Source organism: Phaeobacter sp. JH20_08 (genome assembly GCF_048056635.1).
In the GTDB taxonomy this organism is placed as follows: domain Bacteria; phylum Pseudomonadota; class Alphaproteobacteria; order Rhodobacterales; family Rhodobacteraceae; genus Phaeobacter; species Phaeobacter bryozoorum.
Window position 1 is genome coordinate 440,561 of record NZ_JAYMVV010000005.1, and the last position, 19,532, is coordinate 460,092.

Here is a 19,532-nt window from a genome sequence, read left to right on the forward strand (position 1 = left end):
ATCTAAATCAAGAAAGCGACGCTTTGACGCGAGCATTCCTCTTTAACTGCACGATGGAATATGATTTTTAGCAGCGTCAAAGACAACGGGTCCGGCGCGTTTTGTGGAATCAAACTTCCGACATAGGACGTCGGCGCAGGAATAACTCGATCAACCGATCAACTGATCAGGACATGACATGAAGAACGCTTTGATGCTTTCAGGCCTTTTTTCGGGCCTCTCGAGCCTTCCAGCTATCGCGCAAGACGGTCTGGAAACCATTGGCAAGCCGGTTGACGGCGGCCTCGGCTTCCAGCCCGCGGCGACCGAGCTTGCCGAAGGCATCCATTCTCTGGATTACATGATTCTGGTGATCATCACCGCTGTTTGTGTGTTCGTTGGCGGGCTGCTGCTCTATGCGATCTTGCGCTTTAACCGTCGCGCCAACCCGAATGCGGCGCAGTTCACCCATAACACCCCGATTGAAATCGCCTGGACTGTTGTGCCGATCCTGATCCTGGTCTTCATCGGGTCCTTCTCGCTGCCGGAACTGTTCCGCCAGCAGGAAATCCCCGAGGGTGACATCACCATCAAGGTGACCGGCTACCAGTGGTACTGGGGCTATGAATATGTCGACCACGAGTTCGGCTTTGAAAGCTTCATGCTGGCCAAGGAAGATCTGGCTGCCAACGGCTATGCCGAAGACGAGTATCTGCTGGCCACCGACACCGCCGTTGTTGTTCCCGTTGGCAAGACCGTCGTGATGCAGGTGACCGGCGCGGACGTGATCCACTCCTGGACCATCCCGGCCTTTGGTGTGAAGCAGGATGCGGTTCCGGGTCGTCTGGCCGAACTGTGGTTCAAGGCTGACAAGGAAGGCATCTACTTTGGTCAGTGCTCCGAACTCTGCGGCAAGGACCACGCCTATATGCCGATCACCGTGAAAGTGGTGAGCCAGGAGGCCTATGACGCCTGGCTGGAAGGCGCGATCGAAGAATACGCCGGTCTGCCCCAGTCCTATCAGGTCGCCTCCAACTGAGCGACACGACAGGCGCTTGCCTTCGGGCGGGCGCCGCCTAGCTATCACGTGAAATCGGATCGGGCCGCGCCACGTCGCGCGCCCGCTTTGGCAAAGATTGTTCACGATCAAAAGAGAGCACCATGACTGACGCAAGCATCAACGCCAGCACCGTCCAGCAGGGGGACGCGGAGTTCGGGGATTATTTTGCCCTGCTCAAACCGCGTGTCATGTCTCTGGTGGTGTTCACGGCGCTGGTGGGTCTGCTGGCCGCGCCGGTCGGGGTGCACCCTGTCATCGGTTTCAGCGCCATCCTGTTCATTGCCATCGGCGGCGGTGCCTCCGGCGCGCTGAACATGTGGTGGGACGCCGATATCGACCAGGTGATGAAACGCACCAAGAGCCGCCCGATACCTGCGGGCAAGGTGGAACCGGGCGAGGCACTGGCGCTGGGGCTGGCGCTGTCGGGCCTGTCGGTGATCATGCTGGCGCTGGCGACCAACGTGTTTGCCGGGGCGTTCCTCGCCTTCACCATCTTCTTCTATGTGGTGATCTACACCATGTGGCTGAAACGGGCGACGCCGCAGAATATCGTCATCGGCGGTGCCGCGGGTGCCTTCCCGCCGGTGATCGGCTGGATTGCGGCGACCGGCAGCATGGCCGTTGAGCCCTGGCTGATGTTTGCTCTGACCTTCATGTGGACACCGCCGCATTTCTGGGCGCTGGCGCTGTTCATGCGCTCGGATTACGACGATGCGGGCGTGCCGATGCTGACCGTGACCCATGGCCGCCGGTCGACCCGCAAACATATTCTGATCTACACCGCCCTGCTGGCCCTGCTGGCTGTTGGCACCGCCTTCTCCGGCGTTGGTGGCCCGATCTATCTGGTGGTGGCGCTGGTGCTGAACGCACTGTTCCTGCATGGCGCCTGGAAGATCTCGCGCCGCGATGAAGACGACAGCGAGGCCGACAACTTCAAGGTGGAGCGCAGTTTCTTCAAGCTGTCGCTGCTCTATCTGTTCCTGCATTTTGGCGCGATCCTGGCCGAGGCGGTTCTGAAACCCTACGGATTGGGAGGCTGGTAATATGAGCCTGCGCAAAGAACATGAGCTGCACCAGAGACGTAAGGGACGCAATATCGGTGTCGGCGTTCTGCTGGGGTCTTTTGTGGTGCTGGTGCTGGCGCTGACCATCGTCAAGGTCACATCGGCGGGGTTCAAATTCCCGAACACCTCCGCCGCAGAGCAGAGTGAGGGGCAGGGCTGATGGCATTGCAGGGACCACAGAAAACCGTCGTACAGCTGGTTGGTGTTGTTGTCCTGATGGGCGGCCTCGCCTGGGCATCGGTGCCGTTCTATGACTGGTTTTGCCGGGTGACCGGCTTTGGCGGTGTGACGGGCGTTGCCGAGAAGGGGTCGGATACCGTTCTGGATCAGACCATCACCGTACGCTTTGACGCCTCCAAGGAACGCAACATGCCGTGGGAATTCACCCCGGTTGAGCGTGAGATGAAGATCAAGATCGGCGAGACAGGGCTGGCTTTCTACGAGGCCTACAACCCCACCGACCGCCCGGTCGCGGGTCAGGCATCCTATAATGTGACGCCTTATTCGGCTGGTGCCTTCTTTGAGAAAATTGCCTGCTTCTGCTTTGAGGAGCAGGTGTTGCAACCGGGGGAGCGGGTCGAAATGCCCGTGACCTTCTTTGTCGATCCCGAAATTGTCGAGGATCGTGACGGAAAATACGTGCATACGATCACGCTGTCGTACACATTCTATGAAATCGATCTGCCAGAAGGGTATGCCGCCCTTGAAACCGGTGATACAGCCGGGGCAGGCACAAACACGAACTAGGCCGCTTTGGTGAGGGACACTTAAATGGCGCACGCTAAAAATCACGACTATCATATTCTTCCGCCGTCGATCTGGCCTCTGCTCAGCTCGCTTGGCACGTTCATCATGCTGTTCGGTGCGGTTCTGTGGATGCACGGGATCACCGCCTATGCGTTCTGGGGCGGCTTTGTCATGGTGGTCTACAGCGCCTATGCCTGGTGGGCAGAGGTTGTCGCCGAGGCACGCCAGGGGGATCACACCCCAGTGGTGCGGATCGGCCTGCGCTATGGCTTCATCCTCTTTGTGATGTCCGAAGTGATGTTCTTCTTCGCCTGGTTCTGGTCGTTCTTCAAACATGCGATCTACCCGATGGAGACCTATGTCGGCACCGCCTATGCTGCGCCCGAGATCTACCCGGTCGATGCTTTCCACCTGCCGCTGATCAACACGCTGGTGCTGCTGCTGTCGGGCTGTGCGGTGACCTGGGCGCACCACGCGCTGGTTCACAACAACGACCGCAAGGCGCTGATCCAGGGTCTGGCCATCGGCATCGTTCTGGGCATCTTCTTCACCTTCCTGCAGGGCTATGAATATGCCCACCTGCTGCACGAAGGCTGGCAGTTCGGCGGCGATGAGTTCTACTCGAACTTCTTCATGGCGACCGGTTTCCACGGTTTCCACGTGATCATCGGCACCATCTTCCTGACCGTCTGCCTCATCCGCGCGATGAAGGGGGATTTCACCCCCGAGCAGCACGTGGGTTTTGAAGCCGCCGCCTGGTACTGGCACTTCGTTGACGTGGTCTGGCTGTTCCTCTTCGTGGCGGTCTACGTCTGGGGCACCGCCGGCCTCGCCCACTAAGGGCATCGCCCGAATTGTAACGGGTACAGGTTTAAGGTTTCGAATCCCGACCTGACCCCGTAAGACATGCAGCGCGCGGAGCCATGCTCCGCGCGCTTTCTCATTCGCAAGGACGGCGCGATGCGACGGTTGATCTTTCTCTCCCTTGTTGGCGGTCTGGGCCTCATGGCGCTGCTGTCGCTGGGGATCTGGCAGATCCAGAGACTGGAGTGGAAAGAAGACCTGCTTCAGACCATCGAGGCGCGCATCGCCGCTGCGCCGACGGCGCTGCCGCTGACCCCGACCGAGGAAGACGACCGTTACCGTGCCGTCATAGTCAGCGGTCGGATCGAGCCGGGCGAACTTCATGTCTTCTGGGTGACCAAGGCGGCAGAGACCGGCTATCGCATCATCGCCCCTCTGGTGACGGAGGAGGGCCGCCGCCTGCTTCTGGACCGCGGGTTCATTGCCTCCGCCGCCAAGGAGCGCGCGCGCGCGTTTGGTCCGGTCACGGTTACCGGCAACCTGCTGTGGCCGGATGAAGGCGACTGGACCACACCGGCCCCCGAAGTTGACACCAATATCCTTTATGCCCGCGATCTGGCCTATATGGCAGAGCGGCTCGACACTGAACCGGTGCTGATTGTGGCCCGCAGCGTCGCCCCAGATGCAGCGGTGACACCACAGCCGGTGACCACGGCGGGCATTCAGAACAATCACTTGCAATACGCGATCACCTGGTTTTCGCTGGCCCTTATCTGGGCCGCGATGACCACTTATTTCCTGTGGCGCTCGCGCCCCAAATCCGAAGGCTGAAGCGATGAAATATATCTCGACCCGGGGCCAGGCGCCCGAGCTGACCTTTGAAGATGCCATGCTGACCGGGCTTGCCCGTGACGGCGGTCTTTACGTGCCGGCGGAAATCCCGACCATGTCGAAGGATGAGATCGCGGCCCTTGCCGGTCTCTCCTACGAGGAGGTCGCCTTTCGCGTGATGCGCCCCTTCCTTGGGGATTGCTTCACGGATGAGGAATTCCGCGGCATCATCGCCCGCGCCTATGACGGCTTTGGCCACGCCGCCCGCGCGCCGCTGGTGCAGCTGGCGCCGAACCATTTCCTGCTGGAGCTGTTTCACGGCCCGACGCTGGCGTTCAAGGATTTCGCGATGCAGCTGATCGGCCAGCTGTTTGAAACCGCCCTGAAACGGCGCGGCGACAGCGTGACCATCGTCGGCGCCACCTCCGGCGATACCGGATCGGCGGCGATCCAGGCCTTTGGTGGCTTGGAGGCGGTCAATGTCTTTATCCTCTATCCGCATGGCCGGGTGTCCGAGGTGCAGCGCCGCCAGATGACCACGCCCACCGATTCCAATGTGCATGCGCTTGCCGTGGATGGTGACTTCGACGATTGCCAGGCCGCGCTGAAGGATATGTTCAACGACTTCGACTTCCGCGATGAGGTGAAACTGGCCGGCGTGAACTCGATCAACTTTGCCCGCGTGCTGGCACAGGTGGTCTATTACTTCACCTCCGCCGTGTCGCTGGGCGCGCCGGAGCGCAAGATCAGCTTCACCGTGCCGACCGGCAATTTCGGCGACATCTTTGCAGGTTTCATCGCCAAGCAGATGGGCCTGCCCATCGACAAGCTGGTGGTCGCCACCAACCAGAACGATATCCTGCATCGCTGCCTGAGCGGGCAGGGCTACCACAAGGGCGAAACCATTCCGTCGATCTCCCCGTCGATGGACATCCAGGTCTCGTCTAACTTTGAACGCGCGCTGTTCTATGCCTACGGGCAAGATGGCGCGGCAGTGGCTCAGCTGATGGAGGAGCTGAAGACAGGCGGTTTCGAGGTGAGCAAGGGCGCCATGCAGGCCCTGCAGGAGCATTACGTGTCCGGTCGCTGCTCGGAGGAGGAAACCTCCGCCACCATCAAATCCGAACGCGCCGCCTCGGGCGAGCTGCTCTGCCCGCATAGCGCCATCGGCGTGAAAGTCGCCAATGAACAGCGTGACACATCGGTCCCGATGGTGACTCTGGCCACCGCCCATCCGGCGAAATTCCCGGCTGCGGTCGAGGCTGCCAGCGGCGTTCATCCGCCTCTTCCCCCGCGCATGGCAGATCTGTATGACAGATCGGAGCGGGTGACGCGGATCGCCAATGATCTGACCACTCTTGAGACACATATCAGAAAGCACATCGCGAATTGACAGTTCAACAGCACCAACTCGCCAACGGGTTCAGGATCGTCACCGAAACCATGCCGGGGCTGCAATCTGCCGCCATCGGCATCTGGGTGACCGCAGGCGGGCGGAACGAGCGGATCGAGCAGAACGGCATCGCTCATTTTCTTGAGCATATGGCGTTCAAAGGCACCAAGCGGCGCAGCGCGCTGGAGATTGCCGAGGCGATCGAGGATGTTGGCGGCTATATCAACGCCTACACCAGCCGCGAAGTGACCGCCTATTACGCCCGCGTGTTGCAGGAGGATGTACCTCTGGCGCTGGATGTCGTGGCCGACATCGTTCTGAAACCGGTGTTCGACCCGCGCGAGATCGAGATTGAGCGTGGCGTGATCCTACAGGAAATCGGTCAGGCGCTGGATACGCCCGATGATGTGATTTTCGACTGGCTTCAGGAAGAAAGCTATCACGATCAGCCCATTGGCCGCACCATCCTTGGCCCCGCCGAACGGGTGCGGGCCTTTGGCCGCGAAGATCTGGAACGCTTTGTCTCGGAACATTATGGCCCCGGCCAGATGATCCTTGCCGCCTCCGGTGCGGTGGATCACGATGCTATTGTCAAACTGGCCGAAGAGCTGTTTGGCAAAATGCCCCCCAAGACGTTGATTATGCCCGCAGCGGCCAGCTTCACGGGCGGTGAGGCGCGCCATGAAAAGGCGCTGGAACAGGCCCATATCGCACTGGCGTTTGAGGGGCCGGGCTACCGCGACGATGCGATCTATACCGCGCAGATCTACTCCAGCGCACTGGGGGGCGGCATGTCGAGCCGCCTGTTCCAGGAGGTGCGTGAAAAACGCGGGCTGTGCTACACCATCTTTGCCCAGACCGGCGCCTATGCCGATACCGGCACGCTCACGCTATATGCAGGCACCTCCGGCGATCAGCTGGATGAATTGGCTGGCATCACCATCGATGAGATGAAGCGCGCCGCCAGTGATATGAGCGACGCCGAGGTGGACCGGGCTCGGGCGCAGATGAAGGCGGGGATGTTGATGGGGCTGGAAAGCCCCACCAACCGCGCCGAACGGTTGGCACGGCTGGTGCAGATCTGGGACAAGGTGCCGCCGCTTGAGGAGACCGTGGCGCGGATCGACGCGGTGACCACTGCCGATGTGCGCGCCATGGCCGAAGAGATGGCCCACCGGGCCTCGATGGCTTTGGCGCTCTATGGTCCGGTGGGCGATGCCGCCCCGCTGGCCGCTCTGCAGGAGAGGCGCGCGGCCTGATGTTGCTGACCGGACGCAAGGTGCGTATCGAGACCGAACGCCTGACTCTCAGGCCGCCGGTTCATGCGGATTTTCGCGACTGGGCGGCGCTGCGCCAGCACAGCCAGGGCTATCTCACCCCGTGGGAACCGAGCTGGGCGGCGGATCACCTGAGCCGCAAGAGCTTCACCAATCGGGTCTATTGGGCGCGCCGGGCGGTCAGCTCCGGTTCGGCGCTGCCGCTGTTCCTGATCCGGCGCAGCGATCAGCTGCTGATCGGGGCAATCACCCTCGACAATATCCGTCGTGGGCCTGCGCAGGCGGGCACATTGGGGTATTGGACCGGTCAGCCCTTTGCCCGCCACGGCTATATGCGTGAGGCGATCGGGGCCGTGGTGCATCACGCCTTTACCAAGCTGGACCTCAGCCGGATCGAGGCGGCCTGTCTGCCGGAAAACGCCGCCTCGCGCGGGCTGTTGGAGAGTGCGGGCTTCAAATATGAAGGTGTGGCGCAATCCTATCTGCAAATCAACGGGCGCTGGCGTACCCACGTTCTATATGCTTCCCTGCGCCATGACCGGCGCGGACGCACGCAGGTCGGCCAGGCCTGAGGCCGCGGCGCGCGCGGTCAACGCGAGGGCCGACCCCACAGCACGGCATTAGGAGAGATGCGTATGACCCTGAACCCTGCGGACACCGGTTTTGTCGACCATCTGTGCGCGGTGCTGCCTGCCGATACCCTGCGCCCGGCTGAACCGCGTTATCTGGAAGAGCCGCGTGGCCGCTATCACGGGCAGGCGGGGGTCATCGCCCTGCCGCGCAGCACCGACGAGGTCGCAACGCTGCTGCGGGCAGCCCATGCAGCCCATGTGCCGGTGGTGCCCTATGGCGGCGGCACCGGACTTGTTGGCGGTCAGATCATGGGGGCCGGGGGGCCTGCGCCGCTGGTGATTTCGCTGGAACGGATGACCGCCCTGCGCGGGGTCTACCCGCAGGAGAACGTTATCGCGGTTGAGGCGGGCATGATCTTGGCCGACGTGCAACGCGCCGCCACCGAAGCGGGCCGACTGTTCCCGCTGTCACTCGCCGCCGAGGGCACCGCCCGCATCGGCGGCACCCTTTCGACCAATGCCGGCGGCGTCAATGTTCTGCGCTACGGCAATGCCCGCGATCTCTGTCTGGGACTGGAAGCCGTTCTGCCAACCGGCGAGATCTGGCAGGGCCTCAGCCGCCTGCGCAAGGACAACACCGGTTATGATCTGCGCAACCTGCTGATCGGGGCCGAGGGCACGCTGGGCATTATCACGGCCGGGTCGCTGAAACTCTCCGCGATTCCGGCCGAACAGGGCACCGCGATGCTGACAGTGGCCTCGCCCGCGGCGGCGATTGATCTGCTGGCGATGGCGCGGGACCAGCTGGGCGAGACGATCAGCGCCTTCGAACTGATCCACCGGCAGGGGCTTGAGTTCCTGCGCGAAACCCTGCCAGATCTGCGGCTGCCCTTCAGCGACCTGCCGGACTGGTGCGTGCTGATTGATCTTGGACTGCCGCAGGGCAGCGCCCCGCAGGATGCCTTGGCGCAGCTGTTTGAGACGGCGCTGGCAGCGGGGCTGAGCAGCGATGGCGTCATCGCCCAGTCTGAGGCGCAGCGGCAGGCGCTATGGTCGGTGCGCGAACATATCCCGGAAGGCAACCGCCGCATCGGCTCGGTCTCCAGCCATGATATCTCGATCCCGATTTCGCGCATCCCCGATTTCATTGTCGAAGGTGGCAAGCGTCTGGCGGCTCTGGGAGATATGCGGATCAATTGCTTTGGCCATCTGGGCGACGGCAATCTGCATTACAATGTCTTTCCGGCGCAGGGGCGGGACCGCAGCACCTATGAGCATCTGCGCGATGAGGTGAAACGCTGCGTCCATGATCTGACCCATGATTACGGCGGCTCGGTCAGCGCCGAACATGGCATCGGGCGGCTGAAGGTCGCCGATCTGGCGCGATATGGCGATCCGGTCAAACTGGCGGCAATGCGGGCGATCAAACAGGCGCTTGATCCGCATGGCATCATGAACCCCGGCGCGGTGGTGCCACTGGCAGACTAGGCAGTGGTGGTACCGTCGTTAGGCCGGTTGCATCCGGGGCCGCGCCGGTCGGCTGCGCATCAGCAGCAGCACCATGATCGCGATGTTGAGCCCGTTCCACAGGATCCCGTTCACAAAGGCCAGCTGATAGGACCCGCTGACGTCGTAGATCCAGCCGGACATCCAGCCTCCCAGCGCCATGCCGAGGATGGTCATCATCATCACGAAACCGACTCGCGTTCCGGCTTCCTCCGGGGGCATGTATTCCCGCACCACCAGTGCATAGCTGGGAACGATCCCGCCCTGCGCCAGGCCAAAGATGGCGCTGACCAGATAAAGCGAGACCATGCCGTCATAGGGCAGGTATAGAAACAGCGCGATACATTGCAGGATGGAGCCCACCAGCAGCGTGCGTACGCCGCCGAACCGATCCGCGACCAGCCCCGAAATCACCCGGCTGACCACGCCGCCGAGCAGCATCAGCGACAGCATCTCGGCGCCCACCGTGGGGCCGTAGCCCAGCCCGACGCAATAGGCCACGATATGGACCTGCGGCATCGACATGGCGACGCAGCAGCCAATACCGGCCAGCCCCAAAATCCACTGGAGCTGGCGCGGCGAGAGCCCCGCCCGGGCCGCGTTGCTGGCGGATGCGGCTGCGCTGTGGCCCAGGGCGTCCACCGGGATACGCCGCCGCAGCACCACGGACAAAGGCACGACCACCAGCAGCGTGACCATTGCCAATGTGGCGTAAACGCTGCGCCAGCCGCTTTCGGCCAGCATATCGGCAAGGGCGGTCGGCCAGATCGCCCCGGAGAGGTAGTTGCCACTGGCCACCAGCGCCACCGCGATGCCGCGCCGCCGCTGGAACCAATGCGAAATATCGGCGATCAGCGGACCAAACCCCGCTGCCGTGCCAAGCCCCAGAAACAGATGCGCCGCCGACAGCCAGAGCATATCCGGCGCCAGCATCGCCAGCCCGTAGCTCACCGCACTGAGCGCCGCCGCCGCGCAGAGCGCCAGCGTGATGCCAAACCGGTCTACCAGACGGCCAATCACCAGATTGCCAACGGCAAAGCCGATCATCGTCAATGTATAGGGAAGCGACGCCGCCGCACGGCCTGCGCCAAACTCGGCTTCGACCGCAGGCATCACCACAATCACCGCCCACATGCCGACATTGGCGACGGTGGCAATGGCCAGCGTCACCAGAAGTCTGGTCCAGGAGTAGCGGCTGTCGAGGATTGCGGATGTAGACATGTCGGCACGCTAGGAGACGCGCCGACATGCTGCAACGATAATAACGCCTGTTACCGGGGGAGAGAGGCCTAATGGCTGCTATCGTTGCAAAGGGTCTCGGCAGCGACGTCTCGGGCCGCCGCTGCCGATGGTGGGGCTGAGGCATCCCGCGATCCGAAAGGAAAAAGATCGCCGGGCTGCGTTCACGCCACCTGTGGGTGGTGGCCGCGCGAACCGCTTCGCTGGCCGACCCACCCGTAGGCTCAGGGCATGATCACGGTATCAATGACGTGAATGACGCCGTTTTCAGCCTCGATATCGGCGGTCACCACCTTGGCCTCATCGACCATCACGCCGCTGTCCAGATCAATGGTGATTTCGCTGCCCTGAACGGTGGCGGCCTTCATGTCATCGACCAGATCACCGGACATCACCTTGCCCGGCACCACGTGGTAGGTCAGGATCTCGATCAGCTTGTCCTTGTTTTCAGGCTTCAACAGTTCTTCGACGGTGCCCTCGGGCAGGGCGGCAAAGGCGGCATCGGTCGGGGCAAACACGGTGAAGGGACCGTCGCCTTTCAGGGTGTCGACCAGGCCAGCAGCTTCAACAGCGGCGACCAGGGTCGAGAAATCACCGGCACCCGCAGCCGTGTCAACGATGTCCTTTGCGTGACCACCGGCAAAAGCCGAGGTGGTCAGGGCGAGCGTGGCGGCGGCGGTCAGAAGTGTCTTGCGGATCATGAGTACAGTCCTCTGTCTGGGTTACCTGCCTGTGTCGGCATTGACGGTATTACGGCGAGGTCTGCGGTTTGGATCTGGCGGGTTTCCGCCACCTGCATGTTGACAAGAAAAGCGCGCCGCCTAAGCCGCGCGCTTTTAGAATTTCCACTCACAATTATGTGATTGAACGCTGGATGCTCTTTGCAATTAAGGGGTGATCCAACCCTATTTGCAGAGGCTCAGGCGCCTTCGAATTCGCAGAGTACGGTGACATCCATGCCCAGATCTTCGAGCACCTTGCGGCCGCCAAGCTCCGGCAGGTCGATGATGAAGGCACAGGAGACGATCTCACCGCCAAGCCGCTCGATCAGCTTGATGCCCGCCGCCGCGGTGCCGCCGGTGGCCAGAAGGTCATCGACCACCAGAACCTTCTCTCCGGGCTGGATCGCGTCGTCATGGATCTCCATGATCGCCTCGCCATATTCCAGCTTGTACTCCTGGCTGATGGTGGTGCCGGGCAGCTTGCCCTTCTTGCGGATCGGCACAAAACCGACGCTCAGCTGGTGGGCGATGGCGCCACCAAGGATGAAACCGCGCGCCTCAAGCCCGACAACCTTGTCGATCTGCTCGCCCGCATAGGGGTGCAGCATCTGGTCGATTGCCATGCGAAACCCGCGCGGATCGGCAAACAGCGTGGTGACATCGCGGAACATGATGCCCTCATGGGGGAAATCCACGATGGTGCGGATGTAGTCTTTGACAGCGGTCTTGCGGGCCATGGGGTGTCCCCTTTTTGGTCGTCTGGAATGGGTCGTCTGATCTCTGGCGCCTGCGGCCCCTAGCGGGCGACGCGACCAATGATATGTCGCTGATGCTCTTGGCGCAGGCAAGGGGGCGGATGGGGTGGCTGCTGTCAACCGGCGCGGCTGTGGCCTTTCGGAACCAGCGGCGGAGGCAATAATCAACCGTTACCAGACCGGGCGGTCGGTATGCCGAGGCCGCCTAGGCGGCCCCGGCAGCCGGTCAGCCCAGAACCCGTGCGGCAACCGCATCCAGTTTGGCCAGAAGCGCGGCATCGCGTTTTTCCGGCGCCGTCATGATGGCATGTTCCAGCGCGCGGTCGCAGCCATGCGGGCAGGCCACGCGGGTCGCCCCCAGCAGCGCAGGCAGCCGCTGCACCAGCGCACGGCCCTTGGCGGAATTGCCGGTCAGGGTGGCGATGATGTCGGTGATCTCCACCGCGCCATGATCCGGGTGCCAGCTGTCGAAATCCGTCACCATGGCGATGGAAGCGTAGCAAAGCTCAGCCTCGCGGGCGAGCTTGGCCTCCGGCATATTGGTCATGCCGATCACGTCGCAGCCCCAGCTGCGGTACATCTTGCTTTCGGCCATGGAGGAGAACTGCGGCCCTTCCATACAGAGATAGGTGCCGCCGCGATGCACATTGATGCCCGCGTCCCGCGCCGCGGTCTCTGCCGCATCGGACAGCCGCTCGCAGGTCGGATGGGCCACGCTGACATGCGCCACGCAGCCGGTGCCGAAAAAGCTCTTGTCGCGCGCGAAGGTGCGGTCGATGAACTGATCGACAATGACAAAATCCCCCGGCGCCATCTCCTCGCGGAAGGAGCCGCAGGCGGAGATCGAAAACACATCCGTGACGCCGAGCCGTTTCAGCGCGTCGATATTGGCCCGGTAGGGCACTTCGGTCGGCGAATGCACATGGCCGCGCCCGTGGCGGGGCAGGAAGGCGATTTTCACACCATCGAGGTCGCCGGTCAGGATCTGATCCGAGGGCGCCCCCCAGGGCGTCTCAACCGAGACCCATTCTGCGTTTTGCAGCCCGTCGATGTCATAGAGGCCCGAGCCGCCGATGACGGCAATCATTGTTTCCTGTGTCACGTGTTCTGTCCCCTGAAGCTGGTCCTTGCCGTTCTGCCCGAGGAGGCCCCGGTTTGACAAGCGCGACGGGGGATTTGATTGCTGCCGCCCTGTGGGCGGTAGCAAGGCCTTCGGCGAGAGTATTTGGAGAAAGATGACAGGCGGGCGCTATTCGCGCCGGATGATCCCGGTCAAAGCCGCCGCGCCAAGGGCGGTGACGATCCAGCCTGCAAGGGTGAAGATCCAGCGTGCCCACCACAGCATCACACCCGCCGGGCCACGGGTGGTGGAGGGTGCCCAGGCCTCGGTCTGGCCGAAGTCGATGATCGGAACCACGACGTCGGCGGCATAGGCGATCGCTGAGAAGCTTTCCCAGTCGCGGCCGGGAATGGTTGTCTCGCTCCAATGGTACGCCGGGTTTCGTGGCGCGGGCAGTGTGTCCCGCGTGTCGTAGGTCGCCCAGTCCTGGGAGGTCAGAACAATGCTGGAATTGGGCGCAAAGCCACCCGTGTGCCATGTCGCGACGGTGAGCATCCAGAATGCTAGGATCAAGCCTGCGAGCACGCCGATACTGCGAAAGGGTTTGCGCCCGTATCCGACCGTTACGCGTTGCAGCCAGTCGATGGCATGATCCGCGCCGAGCAGTAGGTGTTTTGCAACGCGTCGGCCAAGGGAGGGGGATGTGTCGCGCAGCGTTTCAATCTCTTTTCGCAGAGCTTTGCGCCGCTCGGCGCCAAGCTTCTTTTCCAGAACATAAAGCACCTCCCGCGCATCCGCCTCATGCCCCATGTCGTGCAGCACGTTTGCGAGCTGTTTGTAGGGTTGGGGGGAAAAGTGATCGTGCCAAGTGTCACCCTTTGCAAGCCAAGCGAGCCGGTTCTCCGCATCCTTAGGTGCTGCGCCGTCGAGGCGATCATAAGTGAACCCAGCGAGGATATACTGAGCTTTCTCGCTACAGTAATGTGCATCATCAATGAGAGAGCCAACCGACGCCGCTGTTAAATCGATTACTCCGGAAACAGTGTTATTGGTGTCGGATTTTCGAATGATGAGAGCACCACCAACGCATGTGTTCTGAAGCCGTAGAGAGCGACCGCCCCTGTCGGGTCTGCCTCGTGAACTGAGCCCTTCGAATCTGAGGCCTCCCCCGATGTTTGCGCCGCTGAGATTCAGATATTGAATATGACAATTTTTGAAGACGAGGTCGCCATCGACTTGCAAGCGCGGAGCCTCGATGTCTGCTTGAAAAATACAGTCTTCAAAGATGACTGAGGCTGCTATTCTGCTATCGGCGAGGAACGGAAGTTTACCAACAATTTGGGCACCTATAATTTTGAACAAGCGATTTCGCTGAGACCAGGTTTCAAAGAGATCGTAGAGACAATGCAGTAGTATTTCTGTTCGGATTTGCCTGCCGGGGTCCACCTTCGCCTTTCTTCCGCCGTCAACTGGCCCACCGAAATCGTATTTAACGCCTTTTAGCGAGGGTTGAGAACAGATACTAATGAGTTTCTGTTCCGCCGGCGAAAGGTTGGTGCCAAGCATTGCTTCTAAATCATCAATGCTCTGAAATCGCTGCATCACAAATCCCCTAACCCAATGGAAGAACAGTTCACTGGATCGTCGGGCATTTCAAGGCGAGGCGAGTGGCTAAGTGTTGCTAAACGCTTAAGTTTAATGTCAGCAGCGCTGCCGCAATGTTTCGCGTGCGAAACAATTGGGCAGGAGAGCTGACCCATTGGGCGCTGAACGGGCGGTAACGGGGGCTGCCCTTGCCCCACTGGCGGAATTCCGCTAGGGGCGGGCGCTAACGATACCCTTTCCCGATCACAGGTGACCCCATGACCCGCGGCATAATGGCGACGCTCGCCAAGCAGATTTCACCGCCCAATCTCTCCATCATGCAGGACGAGGGCTTTACCGTGGGCCGTGTGCGCACCGAATTGCTGTCGGGTCTGACCGTGGCGCTGGCGCTGGTGCCGGAGGCGGTCGCCTTTGCCTTTGTGGCAGGGGTGCACCCGCTGGTGGGGCTTTATGCGGCCTTTATGGTCGGGTTGATCACCGCGGTGTTCGGCGGGCGGCCCGGGATGATCTCCGGCGCGACGGGGGCGCTGGCGGTGGTGATGGTGGCGCTGGTGGCCGAGCATGGGGTCGAATACCTCTTTGCCACGGTGGTGCTGATGGGGATCTTGCAGATCTTTGCCGGTGTCATGCACTGGGGGAAATTCATCCGGCTGGTGCCGCATCCGGTGATGCTCGGCTTTGTGAACGGGTTGGCGATTGTGATTTTCCTGGCGCAGCTCACGCAGTTCAAAGACCCGGACAATACCGAGGCCTGGCTGGCAGGGTCGCAGCTGATCATGATGTTGGGGCTGGTGGGGCTGACCATGCTGATCATCTGGGGCACGCCCAAGATCACCGCCATCGTTCCGGCGCCGCTGGCCGGGATCGGCATCGTGGCGGCACTTGTGATTGCGCTGGGCATTGACGTGCCGACGGTGGGCGATATGGCCTCGATCAAGGGCAGTTTCCCCTCCTTCCACAATCCGTTTGGCACGGGTGAAGGCCTTTACGGCACCGCGCTGGCACCCTTCACTCTGGAGACGCTGTGGATTATTCTGCCCTATGCGGTGATCCTCGCGGCGATCGGCCTGATCGAGAGCCTGCTGACGCTGAACCTGGTTGGTGAAATCACCGGCAAGCGGGGCGGGGCAAGCCAGGAATGTATCGCGCAGGGGGCCTCCAACGTGGTCACAGGCTTCTTTGGCGGCATGGGCGGCTGTGCGATGATCGGCCAGTCGATGATCAATGTGAAATCCGGCGGTCGGACGCGGATTGCTGGCATTGCTGCGGCGCTGTTCCTGCTGGCGTTTATCGTGGTGGCCTCGCCGCTGATCGAGCAGATCCCGCTGGCGGCGCTGGTGGGCGTGATGTTCATGGTGGTGATCGGCACCTTTGCCTGGAACAGCTTCAAGGTGATGACCAAAGTGCCCTTGATGGACGCCTTTGTCATTGTGCTGGTGACCGTGGTGACGGTGATGACTGACCTTGCGATTGCGGTGGTTGTGGGCGTGATCGTCTCGGCGCTGGCCTATGCCTGGAACAACGCCCGCCGCATCCACGCCTATACCCGCGAATCCGCCACCGACAAGGGCGCCAAGGTCTATGAGATCGAGGGGCCGCTGTTCTTTGGCTCGACCGACGGGTTCATCGAGCTGTTCGATGTGGCGAATGACCCGGATCATGTGATCGTGGACTTTGCCCGCAGCCGGGTGGTGGATCAGTCGGCGCTACAGGCGATCGAGGCGCTGGCGGGCAAGTATGAGGCCGAGGGCAAGGCGCTGGTGCTGCGGCATCTGAGCCGCGATTGCCATCAGCTTCTGACCAAGGCCGGGCATCTGATGGTCGATAGCGACGATGACCCTGACTATGCGCTGGCGGTGGACTACTCGGTCAAGACCGGGATCCTGGGTGGCCACTAAGCTGTCCCGTGGCATCTGAAAGAAGAAACCCGCGACACCATCGGCGTCGCGGGTTTTCTTGTTTTACGGTGATTGAACGGCGCTCTCGGGCAAAGCTTGGTCAGTCCGGTGCCAGGGTCTCCAGCATGTCGAGGTCACCGGACAAGAGCGCAGGTTCAGCGCGCGAGATCAGGTCGGCGGGCCAGTCCCACCATTTCAGGCCAAGCAGGCGCGCGATCTGCGGTTTGGTGAAGCGGTAGCTGTGGACGGTGCCGGGGTTACCGGTCACGATGGCGTAGGGCGGGATTGACCCGCGCACCACCGCACCGGCACCGATGATGGCGCCATCCCCGATCCGCGCGCCCGGCAGGATCATCGCGCCATAGCCGATCCAGACATCATTGCCGATCACCGTGTCGCGGGTATCGGGCTGAAATCCGGTCATCTGCGTCTGATCGAACACCGGGAAAGGATAGCAGCTGAGCCCGTCCTGCGCGTGATTGGCAGAGGCGGTGATGATGCGCACGCCCTCGGCGATCTGGCAGAATCTGCCGATCACCACCCGCTCGCGCGATCCGGCAAAGAGATAGGGCGCCAGACGGCTGGCCCAGTCCGACGGCGGTTCAAAGGCGGAGGCATAGGTGAAGGCGCCGATGGTGAAATTCGGGTGATCAATCGCCTCCGACAGCATCACCGTGCCGGCATGGGCGCTGCCATCGGGCAGGGTGATCGGATGGCGTTTCTTTGGGTCGGGTAACGGCATTTCTGGGCCTCATTCATCCGGGCGGGTGAGGGAAAACAGATCCCGCACCACAGAGTAGTCACGGTAGCCAAGGCGCGCCAGCGGCTGGAAGCGGGTCACATCGAAAGTCCCGTCGATCAGGCAGCTGTCGTCGAGATGGACGCCGACCACCTCACCAAAGACCACCTTGTTGGCGGCGCCGGGAAGGGTCACGATCTGCGTCAGGCGGCATTCCAGCGCAGCCGGGGCGGCGGCGACACGACCGCAGGGAATGGTTTCGCAGGCGGCCATCTCCAGACCCGCGTGGGCAAATTCATCCACCCCTTTGGGCAGGGCTGCGGAACTGGCGTTCATTGCATCCCGCAGCGCGTAGGAGACAACATTGACGCAGAACACGCCGGTTTCGGCGATATTGGCCACGCTGTCCTTGGTGCCGTCCTGATCGTCCTTGGCCGAGGTGGAGGCAAACATCACCTGCGGCGGTTCATAGGCGACGGCATTGAAGAAGGAATAGGGCGCCAGATTGTTGGTGCCATCGGCCGCACGGGTGGAAATCCAGCCAATGGGGCGCGGGGTGACAATGGCGTTGAACGGGTTGTGCGGCAGCCCGTGGCCGCTCTCGGGTCGGTAGAACATATGCTGGTCTCCAAGTCTGAGCCGGAGCGGTAGCCTGCTGGTATTGCTTGCGGATCCGGCTGCCGGGGTTTGCCCAAGGCTTACGCCCGTGTTAGGGCGATGACCAGCCTGCGTGAAGAGTTTGCAGCGCGCTGTGGGGCAAATCCCTCGGTGGTGCTGGGCTGGTCAGCGGGCGGTGACGGCGACGGGCGTGGAGGCGGGCGCGTGATTGAGTTGAAGGCAGAGCAGCCCGAGGACCGCTGGGAGGTCGAGGCGCTATATGACCTGTGCTTTGCGCCCGGTCGCGAGGCGCTGTCGTCCTATCGTTTGCGCGACGACGTGCCGCCGGTCAGCGGGCTGAGCCAGGTGGCGCGCGATCAGGGCGGTATTCTGGCCGGGGCGATCCGCTTCTGGCCGGTGCGGATTGGTGAGGCGGGCCTGTCGGCGCTGCTGCTGGGGCCGGTGGCGGTTCACCCGACCCATCAGGGCGAGGGGCTGGGCGGCGCCCTGATCCGCGACAGTCTGGCCAAGGCGGAGGAGCGCGGCTGGAGCAGGGTGCTGCTGGTGGGCGATGCGCCGTATTACCGGCGCTTTGGGTTTTCGCTGCTGCCCGCGGTCGAGATGCCGCCGCCGACCAACCCGGAGCGGGTTCTGGGTCTGGATCTGGCGGCTGGCGGCTGGGCCGATGTGCGCGGCAGGGTTCTGCGCTGGAGCGGGCCGCAGATCCCCGGCTGATCGGGGCTGATCGGGGTGGATCGCAGGCGCAGGTTACCGAGATCTTGAAATACGGGCCGGGAAGACAAACATTTTTTTGGCAACATGAGGTATGCCATGACCGAGATCCTGACCCCTGATACTGCCCTGACCACGCCGCTGGACGCTGCTGCCGTGGAGGCGGAGCTGGAGGCGCTGGCCAAGCGTTACCGCGCCGCCGGTGGGCTGGGCATCCAGATCCTGAACCTGCTGGGCGGCTCGGTTGACGGGCTGCTGGACAAATTGCCTGCGCCGGTGCGGAGCCGGTTGAACGGCGCCACCGAGCAGGCGTTGCAACTGGCGATGCAGGGGGCCAGCGGATCGCGCCGGGTGGTGCCGGATCAGCCGGCGGCGGTCAACCGCGCGGTCAGCGCCGCGATGGGCGCGGCGGGTGGTATGGGCGGTTTGCCCGGAGCATTGGTCGAGCTGCCCGCAACCACGGCCTTCCTGCTGCGCAGTATTCAGGGGGTGGCGGCCGAAGAAGGCTTTGACCCGGAGGCCGAGGGCGTGCGCTTTGACTGTATCCGGGTGTTCGCTGCTGCTGGTCCGCTGGCGGCGGATGATGGCGCGGATCTGGGGTTCCTATCACTGCGGCTGGGGCTGACCGGGGGGGCGGTGCAGAAACTGATCGCGCAGGTGGCACCCCGTTTCAGCATGGTTTTGGGCCAGAAGCTGGCCGCGCAGACACTGCCGGTGCTGGGGGCCGTGGCCGGGGCCACGACCAATTTCGTCTATTCGGGCTATTATCAGGAAATGGCGCGGGTCCATTTTGGTCTGCGTCGTCTGGCGGTGGCGGCGGATCAGCCACATGAGACATTGGTTGCGCGCCTGCAGGACCGGTTGCTGGCACCACGGTAGCAACCCGCCCTCCGAAGGCGGTTGCCGATCTGCGGCGGTCTGATGTGGAACACCGGCAGCGGGCGCTTCTGCC

20 protein-coding genes are annotated in these 19,532 nt (G+C 62.4%); 13 read left to right on the forward strand and 7 right to left on the reverse strand.

From position 1 onward, the window contains the following. Positions 1 to 178 precede the first annotated feature (178 nt). The 10 genes from coxB to VWY75_RS04150 all read left to right on the forward strand — a co-directional run bounded on the left by coxB (position 179) and on the right by VWY75_RS04150 (position 9,215). Positions 179 to 1,018: a cytochrome c oxidase subunit II gene (gene coxB / locus VWY75_RS04105; protein WP_416534684.1), complete on the forward strand. Its 840-nt coding sequence runs from the start codon at positions 179 to 181 to the stop codon at positions 1,016 to 1,018. A 122-nt stretch (positions 1,019 to 1,140) separates the two neighbouring features. Further along, on the forward strand, positions 1,141 to 2,082 hold the full coding sequence (cyoE, locus tag VWY75_RS04110) for a heme o synthase (RefSeq protein ID WP_340544654.1): 942 nt from the start codon (positions 1,141 to 1,143) through the stop codon (positions 2,080 to 2,082). Position 2,083: 1 nt separating this feature from the next. Next, positions 2,084 to 2,263, forward strand: coding sequence for a hypothetical protein (locus VWY75_RS04115; protein ID WP_014873724.1), 180 nt, complete (start codon positions 2,084 to 2,086; stop codon positions 2,261 to 2,263). Next, entirely contained in the window at positions 2,263 to 2,850 is a 588-nt protein-coding gene (locus tag VWY75_RS04120) for a cytochrome c oxidase assembly protein (protein WP_340544656.1), read from the forward strand. The genes VWY75_RS04115 and VWY75_RS04120 overlap by 1 nt, the downstream gene beginning before the upstream one ends. A gap of 24 nt (positions 2,851 to 2,874) precedes the next feature. Further along, positions 2,875 to 3,690, forward strand: coding sequence for a cytochrome c oxidase subunit 3 (locus VWY75_RS04125; RefSeq protein WP_340544658.1), 816 nt, complete (start codon positions 2,875 to 2,877; stop codon positions 3,688 to 3,690). A 120-nt stretch (positions 3,691 to 3,810) separates the two neighbouring features. After that, entirely contained in the window at positions 3,811 to 4,485 is a 675-nt protein-coding gene (locus VWY75_RS04130; RefSeq protein ID WP_416539353.1) for an SURF1 family protein, read from the forward strand. A gap of 4 nt (positions 4,486 to 4,489) precedes the next feature. Then, complete coding sequence (gene thrC, locus VWY75_RS04135; protein ID WP_416539350.1) at positions 4,490 to 5,878, forward strand: threonine synthase; 1,389 nt, start codon at positions 4,490 to 4,492, stop codon at positions 5,876 to 5,878. Beyond that, a complete protein-coding gene (locus VWY75_RS04140) occupies positions 5,875 to 7,137 on the forward strand; it encodes a M16 family metallopeptidase (protein WP_340544663.1) in 1,263 nt (420 codons plus the stop codon). Before thrC ends, VWY75_RS04140 begins: the two co-directional genes overlap by 4 nt. Continuing rightward, positions 7,137 to 7,727, forward strand: coding sequence for a GNAT family N-acetyltransferase (locus VWY75_RS04145; RefSeq protein WP_260105589.1), 591 nt, complete (start codon positions 7,137 to 7,139; stop codon positions 7,725 to 7,727). The genes VWY75_RS04140 and VWY75_RS04145 overlap by 1 nt, the downstream gene beginning before the upstream one ends. Before the next feature lie 63 nt (positions 7,728 to 7,790). Then, entirely contained in the window at positions 7,791 to 9,215 is a 1,425-nt protein-coding gene (locus VWY75_RS04150; RefSeq protein WP_416539349.1) for an FAD-binding oxidoreductase, read from the forward strand. 18 nt (positions 9,216 to 9,233) lie between these two features. On the opposite strand, the gene VWY75_RS04155 is transcribed toward VWY75_RS04150, so the two are convergent. The 5 genes from VWY75_RS04155 to VWY75_RS04175 all read right to left on the reverse strand — a co-directional run bounded on the left by VWY75_RS04155 (position 9,234) and on the right by VWY75_RS04175 (position 14,611). Further along, positions 9,234 to 10,454: a CynX/NimT family MFS transporter gene (locus VWY75_RS04155; RefSeq protein ID WP_340544667.1), complete on the reverse strand. Its 1,221-nt coding sequence runs from the start codon at positions 10,452 to 10,454 to the stop codon at positions 9,234 to 9,236. Positions 10,455 to 10,696: 242 nt separating this feature from the next. Then, positions 10,697 to 11,173 (reverse strand): fasciclin domain-containing protein, encoded by a 477-nt coding sequence (locus VWY75_RS04160; RefSeq protein ID WP_416539348.1) that lies wholly within the window; start codon positions 11,171 to 11,173, stop codon positions 10,697 to 10,699. Positions 11,174 to 11,391: 218 nt separating this feature from the next. After that, positions 11,392 to 11,931: an adenine phosphoribosyltransferase gene (locus VWY75_RS04165; RefSeq protein ID WP_008563170.1), complete on the reverse strand. Its 540-nt coding sequence runs from the start codon at positions 11,929 to 11,931 to the stop codon at positions 11,392 to 11,394. Positions 11,932 to 12,175: 244 nt separating this feature from the next. Continuing rightward, positions 12,176 to 13,051 carry an S-methyl-5'-thioadenosine phosphorylase gene (locus VWY75_RS04170; protein ID WP_416539347.1) on the reverse strand — a complete coding sequence of 292 codons (876 nt, stop codon included), beginning with the start codon at positions 13,049 to 13,051 and terminating at the stop codon, positions 12,176 to 12,178. 147 nt (positions 13,052 to 13,198) lie between these two features. After that, entirely contained in the window at positions 13,199 to 14,611 is a 1,413-nt protein-coding gene (locus VWY75_RS04175) for a hypothetical protein (RefSeq protein WP_416539346.1), read from the reverse strand. A gap of 260 nt (positions 14,612 to 14,871) precedes the next feature. Between VWY75_RS04175 and VWY75_RS04180 the strand changes: the two genes are divergently transcribed. Next, on the forward strand, positions 14,872 to 16,512 hold the full coding sequence (locus VWY75_RS04180; protein ID WP_416539345.1) for a SulP family inorganic anion transporter: 1,641 nt from the start codon (positions 14,872 to 14,874) through the stop codon (positions 16,510 to 16,512). Between the two features lie 100 nt (positions 16,513 to 16,612). Here the strand turns inward: VWY75_RS04180 and VWY75_RS04185 are convergent, their stop codons facing one another. Next, the gene (locus VWY75_RS04185) at positions 16,613 to 17,254 is read right to left on the reverse strand and encodes a CatB-related O-acetyltransferase (RefSeq protein WP_416539344.1); all 642 of its coding nucleotides are present in this window, start codon (positions 17,252 to 17,254) and stop codon (positions 16,613 to 16,615) included. 9 nt (positions 17,255 to 17,263) lie between these two features. Continuing rightward, entirely contained in the window at positions 17,264 to 17,869 is a 606-nt protein-coding gene (locus VWY75_RS04190) for a flavin reductase family protein (protein WP_416539343.1), read from the reverse strand. 204 nt (positions 17,870 to 18,073) lie between these two features. On the opposite strand from VWY75_RS04190, the gene VWY75_RS04195 reads away from it, so the two are divergent. Together VWY75_RS04195 and VWY75_RS04200 are read left to right on the forward strand one after the other, a co-directional pair. Next, a complete protein-coding gene (locus VWY75_RS04195) occupies positions 18,074 to 18,583 on the forward strand; it encodes a GNAT family N-acetyltransferase (protein WP_416539352.1) in 510 nt (169 codons plus the stop codon). A 96-nt stretch (positions 18,584 to 18,679) separates the two neighbouring features. Next, positions 18,680 to 19,459 carry an EcsC family protein gene (locus VWY75_RS04200; protein WP_340544674.1) on the forward strand — a complete coding sequence of 260 codons (780 nt, stop codon included), beginning with the start codon at positions 18,680 to 18,682 and terminating at the stop codon, positions 19,457 to 19,459. Positions 19,460 to 19,532 lie beyond the last annotated feature (73 nt).

Excerpts from the sequence above, each read along its gene's own strand:
- coxB (WP_416534684.1), top strand. The coding sequence starts at position 179 with ATGAAGAACGCTTTGATGCTTTCAGGCCTTTTTTCGGGCCTCTCGAGC.
- cyoE (WP_340544654.1), top strand. The coding sequence starts at position 1,141 with ATGACTGACGCAAGCATCAACGCCAGCACCGTCCAGCAGGGGGACGCG.
- VWY75_RS04115 (WP_014873724.1), top strand. The coding sequence starts at position 2,084 with ATGAGCCTGCGCAAAGAACATGAGCTGCACCAGAGACGTAAGGGACGC.
- VWY75_RS04120 (WP_340544656.1), top strand. The coding sequence starts at position 2,263 with ATGGCATTGCAGGGACCACAGAAAACCGTCGTACAGCTGGTTGGTGTT.
- VWY75_RS04125 (WP_340544658.1), top strand. The coding sequence starts at position 2,875 with ATGGCGCACGCTAAAAATCACGACTATCATATTCTTCCGCCGTCGATC.
- VWY75_RS04130 (WP_416539353.1), top strand. The coding sequence starts at position 3,811 with ATGCGACGGTTGATCTTTCTCTCCCTTGTTGGCGGTCTGGGCCTCATG.
- thrC (WP_416539350.1), top strand. The coding sequence starts at position 4,490 with ATGAAATATATCTCGACCCGGGGCCAGGCGCCCGAGCTGACCTTTGAA.
- VWY75_RS04145 (WP_260105589.1), top strand. The coding sequence starts at position 7,137 with ATGTTGCTGACCGGACGCAAGGTGCGTATCGAGACCGAACGCCTGACT.
- VWY75_RS04150 (WP_416539349.1), top strand. The coding sequence starts at position 7,791 with ATGACCCTGAACCCTGCGGACACCGGTTTTGTCGACCATCTGTGCGCG.
- VWY75_RS04155 (WP_340544667.1), bottom strand. The coding sequence starts at position 10,454 with ATGTCTACATCCGCAATCCTCGACAGCCGCTACTCCTGGACCAGACTT.
- VWY75_RS04160 (WP_416539348.1), bottom strand. The coding sequence starts at position 11,173 with ATGATCCGCAAGACACTTCTGACCGCCGCCGCCACGCTCGCCCTGACC.
- VWY75_RS04165 (WP_008563170.1), bottom strand. The coding sequence starts at position 11,931 with ATGGCCCGCAAGACCGCTGTCAAAGACTACATCCGCACCATCGTGGAT.
- VWY75_RS04175 (WP_416539346.1), bottom strand. The coding sequence starts at position 14,611 with ATGCAGCGATTTCAGAGCATTGATGATTTAGAAGCAATGCTTGGCACC.
- VWY75_RS04180 (WP_416539345.1), top strand. The coding sequence starts at position 14,872 with ATGACCCGCGGCATAATGGCGACGCTCGCCAAGCAGATTTCACCGCCC.
- VWY75_RS04185 (WP_416539344.1), bottom strand. The coding sequence starts at position 17,254 with ATGCCGTTACCCGACCCAAAGAAACGCCATCCGATCACCCTGCCCGAT.
- VWY75_RS04190 (WP_416539343.1), bottom strand. The coding sequence starts at position 17,869 with ATGTTCTACCGACCCGAGAGCGGCCACGGGCTGCCGCACAACCCGTTC.
- VWY75_RS04200 (WP_340544674.1), top strand. The coding sequence starts at position 18,680 with ATGACCGAGATCCTGACCCCTGATACTGCCCTGACCACGCCGCTGGAC.